Here is a 22,475-nt window from a genome sequence, read left to right on the forward strand (position 1 = left end):
GAGATCGTGGACAGCGTCAAGCGCGTGACGGACATCATGGGCGAGATCACGGCGGCGAGCCAGGAGCAGACCTCGGGGATCGAGCAGATCAACCAGGCGATCACGCAGATGGACCAGGTGACGCAGCAGAACGCGGCGCTGGTGGAGGAAGCCGCAGCGGCGGCCGGCTCGCTGCAGGAGCAGGCCTCGAGCCTGGTGCAGGCGGTGAGCGTGTTCAAGATGCCCAGCGACGGCGAGGCCGCGCGCGTGATCGCGCAGGCGAAATCGAAGGCCAAGGTGCAGCCCCGCAAGCCGGCCGGTGCGGCCGCCCCGTCATCGGCGCCGAAGCGCACAGCGGAGTCGGTCCGATCCGAGCCGAAGCTCGCAGCGTCGGGAGACTGGACCGAGTTCTAAAAGCCAGGCCCGCCAAGGGCCGCCATCGAAGGAGAAGGAATGCAGTGGTTTCAACAGCTACGTGTGACTGTCAAGCTGGTCTTGAGTTTTCTTGTGGTCGCGGTCCTCGGCACCGTGGTCAGTGCGCTTGGCATCATTCACATGGCGCGCATCAGCGCGTCGACCGACAGGCTCTACCACCATGAGCTGAACACCCTGCAGGCCTTGCAGGATGCCAACATTGCGCTGCTCTACGCCAGCCGGTCCCAGATGACGCTGCTGTCGGCGTCCACGCGCGGCGAGCGCAATACGGGGGCCGTCGCGATCCGCAAATCGATCGAAGACCTCGAGGCGCGGGCCGCGGTGGCCAAGCCGTTGTTCGCCGAGAGCGAGGCCGGCGCGAAGCTCTATCGGCAGTACGAAACCCAGATCGCGCCGCTGAAGCAGCGCATGGCGGATTTCGTCGCGCTGGTGGGCAAGCAATCGCTCGACAGCTCGCAGTTCGACGGCCGGGTGGGCGACGACAGCACGCAGCTGCTGAAGGACTCCCGCGCGCTCGAGGAAGTGCTCGAGGCCATGGTGGCGCACAGCAACGCGCTCGCCAAGGCCAGCGCGGAGCAAGCCGCCGACACCTATCGCAGTTCGCGCTGGATGATGCTGGTGATCGCCGCGGTCGGGCTCCTGGCCAGCGTGGGCATGGGGCTGATGGTCGCGCGTTCGCTGGGGCGCCAACTCGGCGGCGAGCCCGCCTATGCGGCGGAGGTCGTCGGCCGCTTCGCCAGTGGCGACCTGGCGGTGGAGGTCGACACCGGCTCCGCGCGCGCCGGCAGCTTGCTGCATTCGATCCGGCAGATGCAGATCGAACTGACCGGAGTGGTCGGAAAGATCAAGGCCTCGAGCGACACGATCGCCACCGCTTCAGGCGAGATCGCGGCGGGCAACCAGGACCTGTCGTCGCGCACCGAGGAGCAGGCCAGTTCGCTGGAACAGACCGCGGCCTCGATGGAAGAGCTCACCAGCACGGTGAAGCAGAACGCCGACAACGCGCGCCAGGCCAACCAGCTGGCGGCCTCGGCCTCCGAAGTGGCGGTCAAGGGCGGCGAAGTGGTGAGCCAGGTGGTGGACACCATGGCGTCCATCAATGCCTCTTCCAGGAAGATCGTCGACATCATCGGGGTCATCGACGGCATCGCCTTCCAGACCAACATCCTGGCGCTGAACGCGGCGGTGGAAGCCGCGCGCGCCGGCGAGCAGGGTCGGGGCTTCGCGGTGGTGGCGGCCGAGGTGCGCAGCCTCGCGCAGCGCTCCGCCGGCGCGGCCAAGGAGATCAAGGGCCTGATCGACGACTCGGTGGGCAAGGTCGGCGCGGGCAGCGCGCTGGTGGCCGAGGCGGGCAAGACCATGGAAGAGATCGTCGGCAGCGTGAAGCGCGTGACCGACATCATGGGCGAGATCACGGCGGCGAGCCAGGAGCAGACCTCGGGGATCGAGCAGATCAACCAGGCGGTCACGCAGATGGACCAGGTGACGCAGCAGAACGCGGCGCTGGTCGAGCAAGCCTCGGCGGCGGCGCAATCCTTGCAGGAGCAGGCGGGGGGCCTCTCGGACGCTGTCGGCATCTTCAGGCTCCGTGGCCAGGACGACGCGCGGCCTTCAACTTTGGCCTGACGCTGCCGATATAGACCTCGAAGGCATCGCAGCGACGATGCCGCGAGTCACACCCACTCCATAGACAACCAGGTAACTCTCCATGTCAGGAAGCTTGTTCTTTACGGGTCTGAGCGGCCTCAGCGTCGCCCGGACCGCGCTGATGACCACGGCCCACAACACCGCCAACGTGTACACCGCGGGCTACAGCCGGCAGGTCGCCCAGGTCGCCACCAACGCCGCGATCGGCACCGGCTCGGGATACATCGGCACCGGGGCCGGCGTCACCACGATCAACCGCAGCTACGACCGCTATCTCACCGCGCAACTCGCATCGGCCCAGTCCTCCTCGGCGGCGCTGAACGCCTACGGCACCGAAATCAGCCGCATCGACTCCCTGCTGGCCGACAAGACCGCGGGCCTGAGCCCGTTGATGCAGAGCTTCTTCACGGCGGTGCAAGGGGTCGCCAACACGCCGGCCGACCCGGCGGCGCGCCAGCAGCTGATCAGCTCGGCGCAGTCGCTGTCCAACAAGTTCCGCGCCACCGATCGCTACCTGAGCGACCTCAATGCGTCGGTGAACGAACAGGTCACGGGCAGCGTGGCCCAGATCAACACCTATTCCGGCAAGATCGCGAGTCTCAACAAGCAGATCAGCATGATGAGCGCGGTCGCCGGCGGCCAGCCCCCGAACGACCTGCTGGATCAGCGCGACCAGCTGGTGAGCGAGTTGAGCCAGATCGTCGACGTCAAGGTGCTGGAGCAGGACAACGGCAAGTACAACGTCTTCATGGGCAACGGCCAGTCGCTGGTGACGGGGGACCAGGCCGCGACCGTGAAGGCGGTGCCGTCGGCCGCCGATCCGACCCGCACCACGGTGGCCCTGGTGGGCTTGTCGGGCACGGTGTCCGAACTCGGCGACAACGTCATCACGGGCGGTTCGCTGGGCGGCCTGATGTCGTTCCGGGCCCAGACGCTCATCCCCGCGCAGAATGCGATCGGCCGGCTCGCGATGGCGGTGTCGGGCGCCTTCAACGACCAGCACAAGCTGGGCGTGGATCTCAACGGCGCGCTCGGGACGGACTTCTTCACGACCGCCGCGCCCGGCATCTTCTCGAACGCGAAGAACACCGGCAACCTGGTGCTCGCCGGCAGCGTGACGAACACCAACCAGCTCAGCACCAGCGACTACTCGATTCAAGTCAAGGATGTGGCCGGCACGCTGAACTACTCGGTGACCCGGCTGTCGGACAAGCAGGCCATGGGCACCTTCACCACCTTTCCGATCACCTTCGACGGCGTGAGCCTGTCGCAGGCGAGCGGCACGGCGCAGGACGGCGACACCTTCCTGGTGCAGCCCACCCGCAACGGCGCGCGCGACCTGGACGTGCTGGTGCTGGACCCGGCCAAGGTGGCTGCGGCCTCGCCCGTGATCACCGGCAACAGCGCCGGCAACCAGGGCAGCGGGAAGCTCGGCGCCGCGAGCGTCGACGCCAGCTACCCCGGCACGCCGCTGGCGGCCAACGTGACGCTGAGCTACGACGCGGCGACCGGCATGCTGTCGGGCTTCCCCGCGGCCTCCGCCGTGACCGTGACGCTGGCCAACGGAACGTCGACGAGCTATCCGGCCAACACCCCGGTGCCCTACACGGCCGGTGCCAAGATCAGCTTCGACGGCATCAGCATGACGATGACCGGCGCGCCGGCCAACGGCGACACCTTCACCGTCGGCAAGAACAGCGCCGGCGTCTCCGACGGCAGCAATGCGCTGCTGCTCGGCGCGCTGCAGCGCCAGACCACGATGGGCAACGGCACCACCACCTTCAACGGCGCCTACTCGCAGCTGGTCAGCGAGGTCGGCAACAAGACGATGGAAATCAAGGTCGCCGCCAAGACGCAGGAGAGCGTGACCACCCAGATCAAGGCCAGCCAGCAGTCGATCTCGGGCGTCAACCAGGACGAGGAAACCGCCAACCTGCTGATGTACCAGCAGATGTACCAGGCCAATGCCAAGGTGATCCAGACCGCCTCGACCATCTTCGACGCGATCCTCGGCATCCGCAGCTGATCCCACCGAACCCCACCCAATTCCAGGAGCCGTGATGCGCATCAGCACCAGTTCGTTCTTCGAGCGGAACACCTTCGCGATGGGCCTGCAGCAGCAGAACCTTTTCAACGTGCAGCAGCGGCTGTCCGCCGGGACCAAGTTCCTGACGGCCGGCGACAACCCGGTCGGCGCCGCGCGGGCGCTCGGCATCGGCCAGACGCTGGCCGAGTCCTCGCAGTACGCCACCAGCCGCGAGCGCGCGATGCTGCAGCTCAAGCGCGAGGAGACCGCGCTCGACAGCACCACGGTGCTGCTGCAGAACATCAAGACCCTGACGGTGCAGGCCGGCAACGGCACGATCTCGGACGACGACCGGGCCTCGCTGGCCACCGCGATCCAGAGCAGCCTCGACCAGCTGGTGGGCCTCGCGAACACCGACGACGGCAACGGCCAGTTCCTGTTCGCCGGCTACAAGAGCGCCAACCCGCCCTTCGTCGCGCAGGCCGGCGGTGTCGTGCAGTATGTCGGCGACCAGGGCCAGCGCCTGATGCAGATCGACGTGGCGCGCCAGCTGTCGACCTCCGACGACGGCCGCAGCGTGTTCCAGTCGGTGCAGGGCGGCGCGGGCTATGTCACCTCGGGCGCGGCGGGAAACAGCGGCACCGGGGTCTTCAGTCCGGTCGGCGTGGTCGATGCGAGCGCGCCGGACTACGGCAAGGATTTCCAGATCAGCTTCATGGGCGGCAACTACACCGTGCTGACCAATGACGTGCCCGCCGTGGTCGCCGCCACCGGGTCCTTCACGGCGGGTTCGCCGATCGCTTTCGGCGGCCTGCAGATCAGCCTCAGCGGCACGCCGGCCGACGGCGACAGCTTCAGCGTCAGCACCGCCAAGAATGCGGGCACCGACATCTTCGCGACCATCGGCGCGCTGGTGACGGCACTGCGCACCCCGCTCACCGGCGGCGGCGCTGCGGCGCAGGCCAAGCTGCAGAACGCGCTGAGCACCGCCAACGTCAAGGTCACGAACGCGCACGACAACGTGCTGACCGTCCTGTCGTCGGTGGGTTCGCGCATGAACGAGATCGACGCCCTCGACGTCGGCGGCGCGGCGCGCGACCTGATGGACAAGAGCTACCTCTCGGCGGTCCAGGACCTCGATCCGGCCAGCGCGATCTCGGAGTTCTACCAGCGCCAGACCTCGCTGCAGGCGACCCAGATGACCTTCGCGAAGCTGGCTTCGATCTCGCTCTTCAACTACCTGTGAGAGCGTTGCCGCGCGGCCTTCTCTTCGATTGAAAAGCCAGGCAGGCGCGGGATCGGCCAACAATGCGGGTCTGATCGTTCTCGGAAAGGAGCCCCCGATGTTCGCTGGTCACATGGGCGTCGGCCTGGCCTTGGGGCGCGCCGAGCGACGGGTGAACGTGGGCGTGTTCATCGCCGCCGGGCTGCTTCTCGACCTGGTCTTGTGGCTCTTCGTTCTGCTTGGCTGGGAGTCCGTCACGCTGCCCGCGGACTTCGCCAGCACGCACCAGGCGGAATTCGTGTTTCCCTGCTCGCATGGATTGCTCGCCGCCGCGGGCTGGTCCGCCTTGGCGGGAGCGGCGGCGTTCGTCTCGTACGGGCGCCTCGGACCTTCGAAGGTGCGCGTCGGGGCACTGGTCGCCGCGGCGGTCTTCTCGCATTGGCTCCTCGACGCCCTGGTTCACAGGCCTGAAATGCCTCTGGCCGGCGCCGGGTCGGCGAAGGTGGGCGTCGGCCTCTGGCAGCACATGCCTGCAGCCTTGGCCGTCGAGGCCGCCATCGTGGTGGTCGGCCTCTGCCTGTTCATCCCTGGATGCCGGCTGCCCCGCGGCAGGTTGATCGCACTCACCATGCTGTCGCTGCTCGTTCTTGTCTTCACGGTGGTCGGCATGACGATGGCGCCGCCTCCACCTTCGCCGCAGGCCATGGCGACCGGTTCGTGGGCAGTTCTTGTGTGGGTTTGCGCGCTGGCGGGGTGGTTGGCGAGGCTGCCGCGCGAAGCGCTCGCCAAAGGTGAACATTGACGCAGAGTCAAGGGCAGAACGCTTGCGAGCGAGAAGGAAATGGAAATATGATTTGTCATGGAGAAAGCAAGAAATTCAACGAAATCCATGAATACCGAGATGCGATTGTTTGAGGGATACAAACTGGTGGCAGGCCTGCGTTGGCTTTTCAACGAAGGAAAGCGTGCCGTCGAGCGAAACCTCATGATGACGCTGTTCGTGATCGGGTTGTCCGCCGTCTCGTTCTCGATTTCCTCATCGAACACATCGGGCCGGAATGACGCCGGGCGGAAGGGGTCGGCAGCCGGCCACGCTGCGGAAAAAGAAGTCCCGAGAATGCAGCCAAGAAGGCCGCCGCTGGACTCCTGAGCGACGGCCTGGCGCTGTCAGGCGCGCCGCACGCGCAGCGGCCGCACGGCTTCGATGCAACGGGCGCTGGTCGTCATTGCGACTGCAAAGGACGGGTACCGTGCGGTCCAGCCGATACCGGTCGCTTGACCATCGGTGTGCTCAGCCGTACGCTGGGCATTCGATCTGGCCGAGCCGTGTGACCGATGTGTCGTCGAGGCCGGGACGAATCAGGAGCCAGCCATGTCAGATTCAACTCCCATGCGAGTCGCGCGGCCCGGCATGGAATGGCCTGAACTGTCGCTGGCACAGTGGCGCGAGACGTATGCCACGCTTCACATGTGGACGCAGATCGTGGGCAAGACGCGGCTCGCGCTCGCGCCCATGGAGAACCACTGGTGGCAGGTGACGCTGTACATCAGTGAACGAGGACTCACCACGTCGCCGATGCCTTGGCTTTCGAAGCTCGTGGTGGTGGAGTTCGACTTCATCGACCATGTTCTTGTGCTGCGCACCAGTGAGGGCGAAGCGTGCCGACTGGCACTTGCGCCGATGTCGGTGGCAAGCTTCTACGCGAAGTACACCGACGCGTTGAAGTCGCTGGGCGTGACGCCGACGCTCATGCCGAAGCCTGTGGAAGTGGAAACCGCCGTTCCCTTCGCACAGGACGTGACGCACGCCTCGTACGACGCGGCGGCCGTCCACCGCTGGTGGCGTGCCTTGCTGCAGGTCGACCGCGTGTTCAAGATCTTTCGCAGCGGCTTTGCAGGCAAGCAGAGTCCGGTGCACTTCTTCTGGGGAAGCTTCGACCTTGCTTGCACGCGCTTTTCGGGTCGGGCGGCACCGCGCCACCCCGGGGGCGCTCCGAACTGCCCCCAACGCGTGATGGTCGAGGCCTACTCGCACGAATGCAGCAGCGCCGGCTTCTGGCCAGGCGGCGGCGCCTTCGAGGAGCCTGCGTTCTACGCCTACGCCTACCCGGAGCCGCCGGGATACGGAGAGCAACGGGTGCGGCCGTCCGCTGCCTTCTACCACCCACCGGCACGCGAGTTCATCCTGCCGTACGACGCGGTGCGTACGGCGGCGACGCCGGATCTCGACCTCCTGGCGTTCCTGCAGAGCACCTATGGTGCCGCGGCAGGACTCGCCGAATGGGATCGCGCGGTGCTGGAGCGACGGGACGACGGGTGAAGGTGCGGGAATTGCCCGGTTGCGCCGTCGCTCGCGCCGCCGGCGCTATTCCTCGCCGCTCGAATTCCAGAAGGCCTGGGAGACGCCCGGATGGGCCTCGAGGGCCGCCGTGACCTTGTCCAGCGCCTCCGCCTCCACGGCAGTGGCATAGAGCCGGGCATCGATCTCGATCTCCGTCTGGCCGAAGGGATGCTGGTCGACCTCGCGCACCGGGTAGTCGGCGGCTTCCAGCAGCTCGATCGCCTTCTCGCGCACGTCGGCCTGGCTCTGGCTGCTGCAGATCACGTAGACGGTGTACATCGCCTCGCTGGCTGCTTCGTTGACGGGCTGGCGATTGATCCGGTTGACCACCGGGCGCAGCAGCGTGTTGCTGGCCAGCACGAACATCGCCGCAATGATGGCCTCGCCGATCAGGCCGGCGCCGGCACAGGCGCCCACCGCACCCGATCCCCAGAGCGTGGCGGCGGTGTTGAGACCCGTGACGTTCGCGCCCTCCTTCATGATCGCGCCCGCACCGAGGAAGCCGATGCCGGACACCACGTAGGCGACCACGTGGATCGGGCCCTGGTTGCCGCCATGAATCTGGAACAGGCGATCGCCCAGCAGCACGAAGATGGCGGCACCGACCGCCACCAGGGTGTTGGTGCGCAAGCCCGCAGTGCGCTGGCGCACCTGCCGTTCGAAGCCGATCATCGCGCCCAGCACGAAGGCGAAGACCAGACTGACCACGGAGTCGATCAGGGCCGTCGGGTTGAAGTACTGGATGGCTTGCATGGAGCATCGGGCCGTCGGGGCGAGCCGAAGCGGCAAAGGGACGGAAGGCCTGGGACTGTACCTGTTCGAGGCGGTCGATCGGTTCAGCGCCGCAATGCCGCCGCGAAGCGCACCATGGCATCGAGCCCGGCCGCAAAGCGCGGTTCCAGGAACGCGCCCAGGTGCGGCATGAGCAGCTGCAGCATCCCGATCCCCGCGAGCAGCGTCAGCGGGAAGCCCACCGCGAAGATGCTGAACTGCGGCGAGGCGCGGTTCAGGATGCCCATCGCGAGGTTGAGGATCAGGAGCGCGGCCACCAGCGGCAGCGAGAGCATCATGCCGCTGGCGAAGATCTGGCTGGCGCCCGAGACGAGGAACATCCAGCCCTGCGCGGCCAGCGGCGCGTCGGCGATCGGCAGGGCCTCGAAGCTCTGGGCCAGCGCGGCGATCATCAGCAGGTGGCCGTCGACCGCGACGAAGATCAGCATCGCCAGCATGTTGAGAAAGCGCGCCACCACCATCGTGGCGCCGCCGTTCATCGGGTCGAAGAAGGACGCGAACGACAGGCCCATCTGCAGACCGATGTACTCGCCCGCGGCCAGCACCGCGATGAACACCATGCGCATCGTGAAGCCCATGGCCGCGCCGACCAGCACCTGCTGGATGATGATCCAGACCCCGCCGGCCGAGACCACCGGCACCGAGGGCATGGCCGCCCCCAGCGTCGGTGCGATGACCAGCGCGAGCAGTGCCGCGATCGCGACCTTGACCGGGCGCGGCACCCACGATTCACTGAAGATGGGGGCGGTCCCGACCAGCGCCAGCATCCGGACGAAAGGCCACAGGAAGGCCGTCATCCATGCGGTCAGCTGCGCCGACGTGACCTCGAAGACCGGCGGCATCAGGCCGGCGCCGGGCCGCCCCAAGGCGGCCTGCGGCCCCCTCGGGGGGCAGCGACCCACACGAAGTGGGGGAGCGTGGGGGCCACATTCACCCCACGAGCTGCGGAATGCTCATGAACAGCGTGCGGATGTAGTCCAGCATCTGGTTGAGCATCCAGGGGCCGGCGATCACCACCGTCGCGAACACCGCCAGCAGCTTCGGGATGAACGACAGCGTCTGCTCGTTGATCTGGGTCGCGGCCTGGAAGATGCTGATGATCAGGCCGACGATCAGCGCCACCAGCAGCAGCGGCGCGGCGAGCACCAGCGACACCTGGATCGCCTGGTTGCCCATCGACATGATGGTTTCTGGAGTCATCCTGTTTCCTTCCTTCCGATCCATGGTCGTTCCCGCTTCCGGGGTGTTCGTGAAACACCGCGGAACCGGCTTTGCCGGGCCGCTGGTGTTGCCCCCGGTAGGGGGTGGGCGGGCTACACGAAGTGAGCCCAACCTGGGGGCGAGCTCATGTGTAGAAACTCTGCGCGAGCGCTCCGATGAGCAGCTGCCAGCCATCGGCCAGCACGAACAGCATCAGCTTGAAGGGCAGGGCGATGCCGGCGGGCGGCACCATCATCATGCCCATCGACATCAGCACGCTCGCGACCACCAGGTCGATGATCAGGAAGGGAATGAAGATGGTGAAGCCGATCTGGAAGGCGGTCTTCAGCTCGCTGATCACGAAGGAGGGCAGCAGGATGCGCAGCGGCACGTCCTCGGGCCCCTGCATCTCGGGCACCTTGGCGAGCTTGGCGAACAGGGCCAGGTCGTTCTCGCGGGTCTGGCGCAGCATGAAGGTCTTGAAGGGCTCGATGCCGCGCTCGAGCGCCTTCTCGGTACTGATCTTGTTTTCCGAGAAGGGCTTGTAGGCCTCGGTGTAGACCTTGTCGAAGACCGGCGACATGACGAAGAAGGTCAGGAACAGCGACAGGCCGACCAGGATCTGGTTCGGCGGCGACGACTGCGTGCCGATGGCAGTGCGCAGCAGGCCCAGCACGATCAGGATGCGGGTGAAGCTGGTCATGCACAGCAGCAACGCCGGCAGGAAGGACAGCGAGGTCAGCAGCACCAGCGTCTGCACGCTGAGCGACCAGGTCTGGCTGCCGCCGGGGCCGGGCGTGCTGACCAGGCCGGGCAGGCCCTGGGTCCAGGCCGCCATCGGCAGCGTGGCCGCGAGCAGCACGAGGCCGGCCCGAAGGCCGCGGCGAAGAGCGTGGCTCACGAGGCCGCCCGCGCCTTGCCGGTGAGCGATTCGCGCAGCTTCTGCGCGAACAGGTCGATCGGCTTGAAGGTCGCCGGCTCGGCGGCGCTGGCTTGCGGCAGCGACTGCGCCGGCAGGCTGTGCAGCGTGTTGATCTGGCTGGAGGTCACGCCCAGCACCAGCCAGGTGCCCGAGACCTCGACCACCACCACGCGCTCGCGCTGGCCGACGCTGGCGCTGGAGACCACCTTCACCACCTGGCCGCCGCCGCCGAAGCGCTGCAGGCCGAAGCGGCGCGCCAGCCAGGCGCACGCGAAGATCAGGCCCAGCACCATCAGCATGCCGAGGCCGGCCTGCAGCAGGCCCGAGGCGCCGACCGCCGGCGCCATCTCGACCGCATGGGAGGGCACCGTGGGCAGCGTCATTGGAAGGCCTCCGCGCTTCGCGCTGCGGTATTCGCCTTCGGAGCGGCCGTGCGGAAAATTGGAAAACCTCCGCGCAGCAGCGCTGCGGTACTCGCCTTCGGAACGGCCGTGCGGCTCATGAACGGGCCAGCTTCTGCATCCGCTCCGACGGCGTGATGATGTCGGTCAGGCGGATGCCGTACTTGTCGTTGACCACCACCACTTCGCCCTGGGCGATCAGGTATCCGTTGATCAGCACGTCGAGCGGCTCGCCGGCCAGGCCGTCGAGTTCGACCACCGAGCCTTGCGAGAGTTGCAGCAGGCTCTTGATCGTGATGCGGGTGCGGCCGATCTCGGCGGTGAGCTGCACCGGCACGTCCATCACGCGCGCGATGTCCACGGCCGAGACGCCGGCGGCCGAGGTCGGCTCCTGGATCTGCGGGAAGACCTGGGCGGCGGCAGGGGCCGGCACCGACTGGGCGGCAGGCGCTGCAGGGGTGGCGGCGGTCTGCTCGGCCAGCGCGCTGGCCCAGTCGTCCGTGTCGCTGGCGAAGGAGGTGTTGTCAGTCATGGTCGTTCTTCACATCGCTGTCTTGGTGGGTGATCATGTTTTGCACGCGCAGGGCGTAGCGCTCGTTCGAGGTGCCGAAGCCGCACTCCATCACCGGCACGCCATCGACCTTGGCGACGACCGTGGTCGGCAGTTCGATCGGCAGCACGTCGCCGACCTGGAGCTTGAGGATCTCGCCAATGGTCGAGGACATCTTCACGAAGTCCGCGGTGAGCTCGACGTCGGCCGCCTGCATCTGCCTGGACATCTGCTTGATCCAGCGCTTGTCGACCTCGACCTCGTCCTGGATCGGGTTGGACAGCAGGTCGCGGATCGGCTCGATCATCGAGTAGGGGATGCACACGTGCAGGAAGCCGCCGATGGGGCCGAACTCGATCTGCAGCGTGGTGTTGATCACCACCTCGTTGGGCGCCACGATGTTGGCCAGCTTGCCGTGCATCTCGGCGCGCACATAGTCGAAGGCCAGCGGAAACACCGGCTGCCAGGCCTCGCCGTAGCATTGCAGCGACAGGTCGAGCAGGCGCTTGATGATGCGCTGCTCGGTGCGCGTGAAGTCGCGGCCCTCGACCCGCACGTGGTAGCGGCCGTCGCTGCCGAACAGGTTGTCGACCACCAGGAAGACCAGCTTCGGATCGAACACGAAGAGCGCGGTTCCCCGCAGCGGCTTCATGTGCATCATGTTGATGTTCGCGGGCACCGGCAGGTGCCGCACGAACTCGGCGTACTGCTGGATCTGCACCGGCCCGACCGAGATGTCGGGGCTGCGGCGCATGAAGTTCAGCAGCGCGCTGCGCAGGCCGCGCGCGAAGCGGTCGTTGATGACCTCCAGCGTGTGCATGCGGCTGCGGACCACGCGGTCGGGCGCGCCGAGGTCGTAGGCCGGCAGGCCGTCGGGCGGCGGAGGCGGAGATTTGGTCTGGTCGACGCTGCCGCCGGTGACGCCTTGCAGCAGTGCATCGACCTCGTCCTGCGAGAGGACCTGTTCATAGGCCATGGGTGGCTTGCCTGGTGGGGGTCACTGCACCACGAAGGTGTTGAAGGCGACGCTGGTGATGCCCTGCTCGGGCAACTGGCTGTTGAGCGGGCGGTTGAGCTCGACGCGGATTTCCTCGGCCAGCTTGGCTTTGTCCTCGGGCGAAACGAGGGAGTCGGCGCTCCGGTTCGACAGCAGCATGAGGGCCCGGCTGCGCAGCTCGGGCATGAATTCGACGATCTGCGCCTTCGACGGCTCGCTGCGCACCCTCAGCGCCATGCCGACGTGCAGGAACTTGCCGCGGCCTTCGCCCTGGAGGTTGACCGTCAGGGGCTCCAGCGTGACGAAGATCGGCTTCTCGGGCACCGGCTTGGCGGCTTCGGCCTGCGTGAACCTGGGGCCGACGAAGATATAGGCGGCCGCGCCGGCGGCCAGCAGGCCGACCCCGACCAGGAGGCCGATCAGCAGCTTCGAGGAGCGGGGCGCGGCAGGGGCGGCGGTGACGGGAGTGTTGGTGGCCATGTGAAGCTCGATGTCTTGTTCGGTCTATTCTTTGCGAACTGAAGGCTTGGCGAACGGTCGATCAGGCGTGGAAAAGCGCCTCAGATCCGTTCATTGACGCGCTTCAGGCGAAGGTGTCCAGGCCGGCGCTCGCTGCGCGCACGGCATCGGGGCGAGCGGCGGCGCGTTGCGGCGCCGCGGCGCTGTCGGAGCCGCGGCCGGCGCCCGGATGGTCGGACTGGCCGGAGGAGCGTCCGGGGTTCTGCTCGGCGAAGCCCTGCTGCGAGGGCTGGCGGGTCTCCGCGCCGACCGAGGTGTGGCCCAGGCTGATGCCCTGCTCGGCGAGCGTGGTGCGCAGCTGCGGCAGGGCCGCCTCGACCGCGCGGCGCACGCCTTCGTGGGCCGAGACGAACATCGCCTGCGCCTGGTTGTCGCCCATCGACAGCGTCACCTTGAGCGGGCCGAGTCCGGCCGGGTTGAGGTTCAGCTCGGCCGTCTGGTGGCCGCTGGCGCTCATGCGGATCATCTGCTGGCCGATCGCCGGGCCCCATTCGTCGCTGCCCACGGGCGGCGCGACCGATAGCACCGGCGTGGTGTTGCGGGTCGCGGCGGCACGGTCGGCCGCCGCCGGCATCGCCGAGGCGAGGACCTGCGGCGCTTGCGGAGTCGATGCGGTGTCGGTGTCGAGCGGCTCGGCGCTCTTGGGCGCGCTGCCGGCGGCGATCGAGCTCGCGGCACCGGCGGCGGCCTGGATTGCGGCGGTCCTGGGTGTGTCGGTGAGGGCAGCCGCGGAGGCCGCCCCGGCTTCGCCCGCGGACGGTGCTGCGGCCGTTGCGCCCGCCATCGGCGGCATGCCCGACGGGGACGCTGGTGCTGTGGCGGCCTGCGGCTCGGCGGCTGCCGCCGTCTCGGCGGTCGGCCGCGCGAGTGCGGTCCTGCCTGGATCGATCGCGCTGGCCGGCTTGGCCGCGTGCGGCGTGTCCGGGGCATCGTCCGCTGCCGGTGCATCCTGTGCCACGGCCTGGGTGGTCTCCTCGGCGCCGGCGGCCTGCGAGGCCGCTGCGTCGGCCGCCGGCAGCGCGATCGCGGATGCGGAAGCGTCCGCTGCGACCACGTCCGGCAGCACGGCCGCGCCCTTCGCGGTGGACGCCGCGGCGYCCGCGCCCCGGCGGGCATCGGCCGCGGTGGCGACGACCGGCGCCGCGATCGGGGCCGCGAGCGGTGCCAGCAGGGCCAGCACGTCGGCGGCGCTGAGTTCGCTCTTGCGTTCGCCGTCGCGCAGCGGCCGCCGCGCGGCCACGGTGTCCGGCGCGGCCTCGGAGGACGCGGAGGTCTTCGCTGCGCTGGCGGCGCGCGAGCGGTCCAGCTGCGCGCCGAAGCTGCGGCCCTCGGGCTGATCGGCGCCGCGGCCGCGCGTGCCGGCCTGCGAGACGGGCTGGCCGGAAGGATGGACGGAAGGAATGAGTGTGGGCATGGGCGGATCCAGGAAGGACTTCAAAGAGTCGGATGGGCGGCGCGGTCGAAGAACTTGCGGGCCGAGCGTTCGTCGCTGTCGCGCTGCTCGCGCTTGGCCTCCGCCAGCATCTCCTGGCGGCGCACGCGCTCGGCCAGGGTGTCGAAGGAGTTGAGGCGGCGCTTGTGGTGCTGCCAGTCGACGCGGCCGTGGTCGAGCCGGCTGGCCGCCTGGGCGACGATCGCGCGCTGCTGTTCGATGGCGCCGTCGAGCGTGCCCAGGAAGGCCTGGTAGTTGCGCCACTGCGCGGTCGGCAGGCCCTTGTTCATCAGCGCGTGCAACTGGTCGTAGTAGTCCTGGCGGTACTGCAGCAGCAGGTCGAGCTTCTGGTTGGCACTGAGCTGCGCGGTCTGCAGCGCGCCGAGGCGGCGCGCGGCATCGTCGGTCTGCGTGCGCGCCAGGTCGATCAAGGTGTCGAGCGGAAGTCTCTGGGTCATGGGGGTTCCTTGCTTGCTCAGGCGGGTTCGAACAGCTGGCCCATGCGCGCGATCGACGCCGCGTAGTCGGTGGGCTCCTCCATCGACTGCTGCAGGAAGGCCTCGATGCGCGGGTACATCGCGATCGCCTGGTCCAGCTGCAGGTCGTGGCCGGGCGCATAGGCGCCGACGCTGATCAGGTCGCGGTTGCGCTGGTAGCGCGACAGCATCTGCTTGAAGCGGCGCACGGTGTCGAACTGCGAGGCCGGGATCAGCGCGGTCATCGCACGGCTGATGGAGGCCTCGATGTCGATCGCCGGGTAGTGGCCGGCCTCGGCCAGCGTGCGCGACAGCACCACGTGGCCGTCGAGGATGGCGCGGGCCGAGTCGGCGATCGGGTCCTGCTGGTCGTCGCCCTCGGACAGCACCGTATAGAAAGCGGTGATCGAGCCGCCGCGCCCCTGGGCATCGCGGGCGCCGTTGCCGGCCCGCTCCACCAGGGCCGGCAGCTTGGCGAACACCGAGGGCGGGTAGCCCTTGGTGGCCGGCGGCTCGCCCACGGCCAGCGCGATCTCGCGCTGGGCCATCGCGTAGCGGGTCAGCGAGTCCATGATCAGGAGCACGTCCTTGCCGAGGTCGCGGAAATGCTCCGCCAGGCAGGTGGCATAGGCCGCGCCCTGCAGCCGCAGCAGCGGCGAGTTGTCGGCCGGCGCGGCGACCACCACGGCGCGCGCCAGGCCTTCCTCGCCGAGCGTGTTCTCGATGAAATCCTTGACTTCGCGGCCGCGCTCGCCGATCAGGCCGACCACGATCACCTCGGCGCTGGTGTAGCGCGCCATCATGCCGAGCAGCACGCTCTTGCCGACGCCGGAGCCTGCGAACAGGCCCATGCGCTGGCCGCGGCCGACCGTGAGCATGGCGTTGATGGCGCGCACGCCGACGTCGAGCACCGAGTCGATCGGCGCCCGCGACAGCGGGTTCACCGGCGGCGAGGACAGCGGCACCTTGCGGCTGATGTCGAGCGGGCCGAGGCCGTCGAGCGGGCGGCCGGCGGCGTCGACCACGCGGCCGAGCATGCCGATGCCGACCGGCAGCCGCTTGGTGTGGGCGTCGCCCGTGAGCGCGGAGCCGGTGGTGCCGGGGCGCGGGAAGACGCGCGCGCCGGGCACCAGGCCGGCCACTTCGCTTTGCGGCATCAGGAACAGCCGGTCGCCCGCGAAGCCGACCACTTCGGCCTCGGCATGGCGCTGCGGATGGCCGGCGGGCAGTTCGATCAGGCAGTCGCTGCCGACCGGCAGCTGCAGGCCGACCGCCTCCAGCACCAGGCCGACCGCGCGCGTCAGGCGGCCCGACTGGGTGGTCATCGCGCAGCGGCTGACGTCGCTGCGGGCCTGGGCCAGCGTGGCCAGCCAGGACTGCAGGTGGGGGTTGGCGGGCGCGGGCGCGTCGCCTTGCAGGAGGGCGGGCATCGGTTCAGGTCTCTTGCGCGTCGATGTCGCGCTGGAGCACGGCGGTGACGCTCTTCCAGCGCGTTTCGAGGCTCGCATCCAGTTCGCCGCTGGCCGACTGCACGCGGCAGCTGCCGCGGCTCAGGGTCTCGTCGGCGCGCACTTGCCAGCCCGCGGCCTGCAGCTCGTTGCCCAGGCTGTTCTTCACCAGCGCCACGTCCTCCGGATGCAGCAGCAGGCGCGGCTCGCCCTGCAGCGCGGGGTCGGTGTGCAGCAGGTCCTGCACCAGCGGCAGCACCCACTCGGGCTCGGCGCGCAGCGTGCGATGCACCACCTGGCGCGCGACGTCGAGCGCCAGCGTCAGCACCGCGTCGGCCAGCTCGGTTTCGGCGCGGCGCAGCGCCGCCGGCAGGCTGGCGGCGAGGGCGCGCAGCTGTTCGGCATGCGCGCTGGCGGCGGCCAGGCCGGCGGCCAGCCCTTCGGTGCGGCCCTCGGCATGGCCTTCGGACCGCCCCAGGGCGCGGCCTTCGCGGCGGCCCTCGGCCTCGCCGGCGCTGCGCGCTTCGCGGCGCAGTGCCGCCAGCTCGGCGGCATGCAGCAGCGCCATCGAGGGCGGCGCCTCCGGGGCGGGGATGCCCTTGCGCGCACCTGGCACTGCAGCCGGCGCCGCGGGCTCGACGAGCGTGTCCATCTCCCAGCGCTGCCAGGCCGACAGCAGCGGCCGGGCCGGTCGGGTCGACGCGGCGCCGCCGGCGCCGAGCGGGTAGGCCGCGGCCAGCCGGGCCCGCGAGCCGAAGGGGGAGGGGCGGTCAGACGTAGTCATCGGTACCCGGCGCGGCAATCACGATCTCGCCGGCTTCGGCCAGGCGGCGGGCGACCTGCAGGATGGACTTCTGCTCGGCCTCGACCTGCGACACGCGCACCGGTCCGCGCAGCTCCATGTCCTCGCGCAGCGTCTCGGCGGCACGCGTCGACATGTTGCTCAGGAACTTGTCGCGCAGCTCCTGCGGCGCGCCCTTGAGCGCGATGATCAGCGAGTCGGACTCGATGTCCTTGAGCAGGCGCTGGATGCTGCGGTCTTCCAGGCTCAGCAGGTTCTCGAACACGAACATCTCGTCGATGATCCGCTGCGCCAGCGCCTCGTCGTGCTCGCGCACATGGGCAATGGCTTCCTCTTCCTGCGCGCTCGCCATCAGGTTGACGATCTCGGCCGCGGTGCGCACGCCGCCCAGGCGGCTGCGCTTCAGGCCCTGGCCCGACAGCATCTCGGTCAGCACGTCGGTCAGCTCCATGAGGGCCGAGGGTTGCACGCCGCCGAAGGTGGCCACGCGCATGATGACGTCGTGGCGCAGGCGGGCCGGCAGCTTCTCGAGCACCTCCGAGGCCTTCATGCGGTCCAGGTGGATCAGCACGGTCGCCAGGATCTGCGGATGCTCGTCGCGGATCAGCTCGGCCACCTCGCTGGCCTCGAGCTGGTTCAGGCGCTCGATGCCGCTGTGCGGCTCGTCGGCCTGAAGGATGTCCTCCAGCAGGTTGCTGGCGCGGTCGTCGCCCAGCGCCTTCTTGAGCACCGCGCGGATGTAGCTGCTCGAGCCCAGGTGCAGCGCCGAGAGCTGCTCGGTCTCCTGGCGGAACTCGGACAGCACCGAGTTCAGCTCGTCCTTGGAGACTGCGGCGAGCTTCGCCATCGCGAGGCCGAGGGTCTGCACCTCGGAGGTGGCGAGGTGGGCCAGCGCCGCGGCGGCGCGGTCTTCACCGAGGGCCATCAGCAGGATGGCGCTCTTGCGGGTTCCGGTTTCACTGATCATGGGCGTTCATCCAGTGCTGGATCAGCGTGGCGACCAGCTTGGGATCCTGGTCGGCGAGTTGATGGGCGTATTCCATATCTGCCTTCTGGCGGGCGGCCTCGCGCTGGCGCAGGCTTTCTTCGGCGGAGACCATCGGCTCCTGCGACAACTCCGGCTCCTCGGCGACGGCGTCGTCCGGGACGCTCGCCACGGTCGGGGCCGGCGCGGGCGGCGGCGCCAGGTGCTTGCGCAGCAGGGGCCGCAGCACCGCGAACCAGGTGAACAGGGCGAGCAGGGCCAGCAGCAGGTACTGCCCGACGGACTTGCCGAGATCGAGGTTCTCGCGGTCGCGCCAGAACGGGACGTCCGCCATGGCCGGCTCGCGGTGGTCGTCCGCGAAGGCGCTGTTGACCACGTTGAGCGAGTCCCCGCGGTCCTGGCTGAAGCCCATGGCTTCGCGGGTCAGGTTCCGGATCTGCTCGATCTCGACCGGGGTGAGCGCGCGCGGGCTGGTCTTGCCGGCGCCGTCGGGCGCATCCTTGTAGTTGACGACCACCGCCACCGACAGCCGCTTGATGCCGCCGGCACTTTGCTGCACGTGGCGGATCGAGCGGTCGAGCTCGTAGTTGGTCGTGACGTCCTTGCGCGAGCTGCCGGAGCCGGTGGCCACCGCCGCGGTCGCAACCGGCGCGGCGGCACCGTTCGCCGCGCCAGGCGCAGTCGGAGCACCAGGGGTTCCGGGGGCACCGGGGGTCCCGGGCCTGGGCGCGGTCGCGATCGGCGCGCTCGGGGTGCCCGGCGGCTGGTTCGACAGGGCGCCGGGAACACCGCCGGGCGGAAGGCCGCCCTGCTGCAGCGATTCGCTCGACTGCTGGCTGCGCATCGCGGCCTTGCCGGGCTCCTGGTTGGGGCGGTACGTCTCGTCGGTGTGCTCCATGACCGAGAAGTCGACGTCGGCCGCCACCTGCGCGCGCACGTTGCTGGCGCCGACGATGGGTTGCAGGATGGCTTCGATGCGGCGGATGTAGCCCTGCTCGATCTCCTGCACGTACTTGAGCTGGCTCACGTCCAGCCCGCGAGCGCCGCTGTTGGCCGCCGACAGCAGGTTGCCGCGCTGGTCGACCACCGTGACGCTCTTGGGGTCGAGCTCCGGCACGCTGCTGGAGATCATGTGGACGATGGCGCTGACCTGGCCCTCGTCGATGCTGCGGCCGCGCTGCAGCGTCAGCACCACCGAGGCCGAGGGCTTCTTCTGCTCGCGCACGAAGAGCGAAGGCTTCGGCAGCGCCAGGTGGACCCGTGCCGACTCCACCGTGCCGACCGATTCGATCGAGCGCGCCAGCTCGCCTTCGAGCGCGCGCTGGTAGTTGACCTGCTCGGCGAACTGGCTGGTGCCGAACTTCTGGTTGTCCATCAGTTCGAAGCCGACGCCGCCGGCCTTGGGCAGGCCCTGGGCCGCGAGCTTGAGCCGCACCTCGGGCACCTTGTCGCCGGCGATCAGGATCGCGCCACCGCCCTCGGCGAACTTGTAGGGCACGTTCATCTGCTGCAGCGACGCGATGATCGCGCCGCCGTCGCGGTCCGACACGTTGGTGTAGAGCACCTTGTAGTCGGGGCCGCGGTTCCAGAGAGTGAACGCCGCCACGGCGGTCACCAGCGCGGCAGCGCCGACGATCATCGGCAGCTTCGGCTGGGCGCGCAGGCGTTCGAGCATCGGGGGGAGCGAGGACGCTGCGGGCGCCGCGCCTGCGGTTGCCGTCGAACTCATGCGCGGATCCTCGCCATGGCCGGTGCGCCGGGAAGGTGCGTCGTCATGCGGAGGTAGGAAGTTTGTTGTTCAGAGGTCATGCCGGAGGCCGTAGAAGTCGTCAGCGGGCTTGTCGTTTCGCGATTGATTGTGAGCAGTCGTAACAATTTCGATGGTCCGAACAGCGGGGGCTTTTGCCGTCTGTTGGCGGCTTCCATCGGGGTCTTCCCTTGCTACGCTGAAAGGACGACGGAGCGCCTGGGCGCTTCTTTAGCAACACCAAAGTTCCAACAAACGAAAGAGTTCCTCATGTCGATCGCCGCCATCGAATCCGTCCTGCAGCAGATGCGGGTCACCTCGCTGCAGGCGGGCTTCACGCCCGCCGCCGCCGCGCCCGCCGAGACCGGCGGTTTCGCGGCCGAACTCAAGCGCTCGCTGGACAACATCAACGGCGCCCAGACCCGGGCTTACGGCCAGGCCGAGGCCTTCGAACTCGGCAAGCCCGGCATCGCGCTGAACGACGTCATGGTCGACCTGCAGAAGGCCAACGTGGCGTTCCAGACCGGGCTGCAGGTGCGCAACCGGCTGGTGACTGCATATCAAGAGGTGATGAACCTGCCGGCTTGAGTGTGGCTCGCCCCCAGGTTGGGCTCACTTCGTGTAGCCCGCCCACCCCCTACCGGGGGCAACACCGGCGGCCCGGCAAAGCCGGTTCCGCGGTGTTCCACGAAGGGGCCTGGCTGCGCCGGCCGGTCGTGTGGAAATCCAAGAAGGAAGCGGCGGGGGTTTTTTCGCGGTTGCCCTAAAGGTTTGAAGGGGTGTGCCGATAACTGATCCAACGGTGGCCTGAGTCTCACGGCGAGAGCAGGTTCAGCGTTACGGCCAGAGGCCGGAAGTCCACAACCTTTGTCAACCAGGAGTCGAGCATGGCGCAAGTCATCAACACCAACAGTCTCTCGCTGCTCACGCAGAACAACCTCAACAAGTCGCAATCGTCGCTGAACACCGCGATCGAGCGCCTGTCTTCCGGTATGCGCATCAACAGCGCCAAGGACGACGCCGCCGGCCAGGCCATCGCCAACCGCTTCACCGCCAACATCAAGGGCCTGACGCAAGCTTCGCGCAACGCCAACGACGGCATCTCGATCGCTCAGACGACCGAAGGCGCGCTGACCGAAGTCAACAACAACCTGCAGCGCGTTCGCGAACTGTCGGTGCAAGCCGCCACCGGTACGAACTCGCAGAGCGACCTGGATTCGATCCAGGGTGAAATCAAGCTGCGTCTGGACGAAATCAACCGCGTCTCGGAACAGACCCAGTTCAACGGCGTGAAGGTCCTGTCGGCCGATGCCGGCAAGCTGACCGTGCAAGTCGGTGCCAACGACGGCGAAACGATCGACATCGACCTGAAGGAAATCAGCGCCAAGACGCTCGGCCTCGACGGCTTCAACGTGAACGGCAAGGGTGCCGCCAACGCCACCGCCAGCGCCACCGACCTGCTGGTCGCGGGCTGGGCCCAGGGCGCAACCACGAACGGAAACACGGTCTACACGAAGGCGCCCAACCAGGCTGCCACGGCCAACGACGTTCTCGGCAAGATGCAGGACAAGGGCACGGTCGCCATCGGCACCGCGACCTACACCTACAGCGCCGCGACCAAGAGCTACTCCACCGTCGACACCGCTCGCACCGGCGCCGCGCTGACCAGCTCTCTGACGCCGCCCGCCGGCCAGTCCATCACCGCGACGGTGACGCTGAACAACAAGTCGATGGACGTCAAGATCGACAGCAACGGTGCACTGACCGACGCCGCCGACGGCTCCGCGCTGTACCTGGACGCCAGCAAGAATCTGACGAAGACCGGCGCCGGCGCTGTCGCCGCTGCGACCGTCTCCTCGCTGACCACGACGGCCACCGGCATGTCCGCCGGCGACACGATCAAGATCGGCGCAACGGGCGCCGTCTACACCGCAACCGCCGCCGCCAACACGGTCAGCGTCGCTGGCGAGCCGATCTCTGCCGCCGCTGTCGCGGCGAAGGTCAACTCGGGTGTTGTGTCCGCGATCGACATCGATGGTGGCGCTGCGACCGTCGTCTACGACGTCGCTGCCGGCGGTGCTGTCACCCAGGCGGCTGCAGCGCAATTCGTCGACATCAGCAACGCGCTCGTCACCAACGCTGTGCAGACCATCACGATGCACAGCAATGGCATCGTGACCGATGCCAACGCGAACACGGTCTACGCCGATTCGGCCAAGGCCGGCAGCCTGACGACCAACGCTGTCAGCAACGCCACGGCAACCGTCGACCCGCTCAAGGCCCTGGACTCCGCCCTGTCGCAGGTCGACAAGCTGCGCTCCTCGCTGGGTGCGGTGCAGAACCGTTTCGACTCGACGATCGCCAACCTCGGCACCACCATCACCAACCTGTCGTCGTCGCGCTCGCGCATCGAAGACGCGGACTACGCGGTGGAAGTGTCGAACATGACGCGCGCCCAGATCCTGCAGCAAGCCGGTACCTCGGTGCTGTCGCAGGCCAACCAGACCACGCAAGGCGTGCTGTCCCTCCTGCGTTGATCAACCCGTAGATA

At 68.4% G+C, this 22,475-nt stretch carries 23 protein-coding genes and 1 pseudogene; 9 read left to right on the top strand and 15 right to left on the bottom strand.

Annotated features, from left to right (window positions below; genetic code table 11):
* From AC1DYK_RS25575 to AC1DYK_RS25605, 7 genes and pseudogenes are all read left to right on the top strand, one after another.
* Positions 1 to 393, top strand: a pseudogene (locus AC1DYK_RS25575) (methyl-accepting chemotaxis protein); the annotation flags it as partial.
* A 39-nt stretch (positions 394 to 432) separates the two neighbouring features.
* Positions 433 to 2,040: a methyl-accepting chemotaxis protein gene (locus AC1DYK_RS25580; protein ID WP_478168839.1), complete on the top strand. Its 1,608-nt coding sequence runs from the start codon at positions 433 to 435 to the stop codon at positions 2,038 to 2,040.
* A gap of 82 nt (positions 2,041 to 2,122) precedes the next feature.
* Positions 2,123 to 4,087 (top strand): flagellar hook-associated protein FlgK, encoded by a 1,965-nt coding sequence (gene flgK, locus AC1DYK_RS25585; RefSeq protein ID WP_478168840.1) that lies wholly within the window; start codon positions 2,123 to 2,125, stop codon positions 4,085 to 4,087.
* Between the two features lie 34 nt (positions 4,088 to 4,121).
* Positions 4,122 to 5,333: a flagellar hook-associated protein FlgL gene (gene flgL, locus AC1DYK_RS25590; protein WP_478168841.1), complete on the top strand. Its 1,212-nt coding sequence runs from the start codon at positions 4,122 to 4,124 to the stop codon at positions 5,331 to 5,333.
* Between the two features lie 112 nt (positions 5,334 to 5,445).
* Complete coding sequence (locus tag AC1DYK_RS25595) at positions 5,446 to 6,114, top strand: hypothetical protein (RefSeq protein WP_478168842.1); 669 nt, start codon at positions 5,446 to 5,448, stop codon at positions 6,112 to 6,114.
* An 87-nt stretch (positions 6,115 to 6,201) separates the two neighbouring features.
* Entirely contained in the window at positions 6,202 to 6,462 is a 261-nt protein-coding gene (locus AC1DYK_RS25600) for a hypothetical protein (RefSeq protein ID WP_478168843.1), read from the top strand.
* A gap of 222 nt (positions 6,463 to 6,684) precedes the next feature.
* On the top strand, positions 6,685 to 7,632 hold the full coding sequence (locus AC1DYK_RS25605) for a DUF5996 family protein (protein WP_478168844.1): 948 nt from the start codon (positions 6,685 to 6,687) through the stop codon (positions 7,630 to 7,632).
* A gap of 45 nt (positions 7,633 to 7,677) precedes the next feature.
* Here AC1DYK_RS25605 and AC1DYK_RS25610 read toward each other — a convergent pair whose 3' ends face one another.
* From AC1DYK_RS25610 to AC1DYK_RS25680, 15 genes are all read right to left on the bottom strand, one after another.
* Positions 7,678 to 8,406: an MgtC/SapB family protein gene (locus tag AC1DYK_RS25610; RefSeq protein ID WP_478168845.1), complete on the bottom strand. Its 729-nt coding sequence runs from the start codon at positions 8,404 to 8,406 to the stop codon at positions 7,678 to 7,680.
* 83 nt (positions 8,407 to 8,489) lie between these two features.
* Complete coding sequence (fliR, locus tag AC1DYK_RS25615) at positions 8,490 to 9,287, bottom strand: flagellar biosynthetic protein FliR (RefSeq protein ID WP_478168846.1); 798 nt, start codon at positions 9,285 to 9,287, stop codon at positions 8,490 to 8,492.
* Between the two features lie 88 nt (positions 9,288 to 9,375).
* Positions 9,376 to 9,645: a flagellar biosynthesis protein FliQ gene (gene fliQ / locus AC1DYK_RS25620; protein WP_478168847.1), complete on the bottom strand. Its 270-nt coding sequence runs from the start codon at positions 9,643 to 9,645 to the stop codon at positions 9,376 to 9,378.
* Positions 9,646 to 9,790: 145 nt separating this feature from the next.
* Complete coding sequence (gene fliP, locus AC1DYK_RS25625) at positions 9,791 to 10,483, bottom strand: flagellar type III secretion system pore protein FliP (protein WP_478168950.1); 693 nt, start codon at positions 10,481 to 10,483, stop codon at positions 9,791 to 9,793.
* A gap of 59 nt (positions 10,484 to 10,542) precedes the next feature.
* Complete coding sequence (gene fliO, locus AC1DYK_RS25630) at positions 10,543 to 10,950, bottom strand: flagellar biosynthetic protein FliO (protein WP_478168848.1); 408 nt, start codon at positions 10,948 to 10,950, stop codon at positions 10,543 to 10,545.
* A 115-nt stretch (positions 10,951 to 11,065) separates the two neighbouring features.
* The gene (gene fliN, locus AC1DYK_RS25635) at positions 11,066 to 11,500 is read right to left on the bottom strand and encodes a flagellar motor switch protein FliN (protein ID WP_478168849.1); all 435 of its coding nucleotides are present in this window, start codon (positions 11,498 to 11,500) and stop codon (positions 11,066 to 11,068) included.
* On the bottom strand, positions 11,493 to 12,494 hold the full coding sequence (gene fliM, locus AC1DYK_RS25640) for a flagellar motor switch protein FliM (RefSeq protein WP_478089506.1): 1,002 nt from the start codon (positions 12,492 to 12,494) through the stop codon (positions 11,493 to 11,495). The genes fliN and fliM overlap by 8 nt, the downstream gene beginning before the upstream one ends.
* Positions 12,495 to 12,515: 21 nt before the next feature.
* A complete protein-coding gene (locus tag AC1DYK_RS25645; protein WP_478168850.1) occupies positions 12,516 to 12,995 on the bottom strand; it encodes a flagellar basal body-associated FliL family protein in 480 nt (159 codons plus the stop codon).
* A gap of 103 nt (positions 12,996 to 13,098) precedes the next feature.
* A complete protein-coding gene (locus AC1DYK_RS25650; RefSeq protein ID WP_478168851.1) occupies positions 13,099 to 14,448 on the bottom strand; it encodes a flagellar hook-length control protein FliK in 1,350 nt (449 codons plus the stop codon).
* Between the two features lie 20 nt (positions 14,449 to 14,468).
* Positions 14,469 to 14,924, bottom strand: a complete 456-nt coding sequence (gene fliJ, locus AC1DYK_RS25655) for a flagellar export protein FliJ (protein WP_478168852.1) — start codon at positions 14,922 to 14,924, stop codon at positions 14,469 to 14,471.
* A 17-nt stretch (positions 14,925 to 14,941) separates the two neighbouring features.
* A complete protein-coding gene (gene fliI, locus AC1DYK_RS25660) occupies positions 14,942 to 16,372 on the bottom strand; it encodes a flagellar protein export ATPase FliI (protein ID WP_478168853.1) in 1,431 nt (476 codons plus the stop codon).
* A gap of 4 nt (positions 16,373 to 16,376) precedes the next feature.
* A complete protein-coding gene (gene fliH, locus AC1DYK_RS25665) occupies positions 16,377 to 17,174 on the bottom strand; it encodes a flagellar assembly protein FliH (RefSeq protein WP_478168854.1) in 798 nt (265 codons plus the stop codon).
* On the bottom strand, positions 17,161 to 18,159 hold the full coding sequence (gene fliG, locus AC1DYK_RS25670) for a flagellar motor switch protein FliG (protein WP_478091246.1): 999 nt from the start codon (positions 18,157 to 18,159) through the stop codon (positions 17,161 to 17,163). The genes fliH and fliG overlap by 14 nt, the downstream gene beginning before the upstream one ends.
* Positions 18,149 to 19,906, bottom strand: a complete 1,758-nt coding sequence (fliF, locus tag AC1DYK_RS25675; protein ID WP_478168855.1) for a flagellar basal-body MS-ring/collar protein FliF — start codon at positions 19,904 to 19,906, stop codon at positions 18,149 to 18,151. Before fliF ends, fliG begins: the two co-directional genes overlap by 11 nt.
* Positions 19,903 to 20,103 (bottom strand): hypothetical protein, encoded by a 201-nt coding sequence (locus AC1DYK_RS25680; protein ID WP_478168856.1) that lies wholly within the window; start codon positions 20,101 to 20,103, stop codon positions 19,903 to 19,905. Before AC1DYK_RS25680 ends, fliF begins: the two co-directional genes overlap by 4 nt.
* Before the next feature lie 91 nt (positions 20,104 to 20,194).
* Here AC1DYK_RS25680 and fliE point away from each other — a divergent pair, with 91 nt between their 5' ends.
* Positions 20,195 to 20,512 (top strand): flagellar hook-basal body complex protein FliE, encoded by a 318-nt coding sequence (fliE, locus tag AC1DYK_RS25685; protein ID WP_478168857.1) that lies wholly within the window; start codon positions 20,195 to 20,197, stop codon positions 20,510 to 20,512.
* Positions 20,513 to 20,811: 299 nt separating this feature from the next.
* On the top strand, positions 20,812 to 22,461 hold the full coding sequence (locus AC1DYK_RS25690) for a FliC/FljB family flagellin (protein ID WP_478168858.1): 1,650 nt from the start codon (positions 20,812 to 20,814) through the stop codon (positions 22,459 to 22,461).
* Positions 22,462 to 22,475 lie beyond the last annotated feature (14 nt).

This window comes from Variovorax sp. P2_H12 (assembly GCF_056403395.1).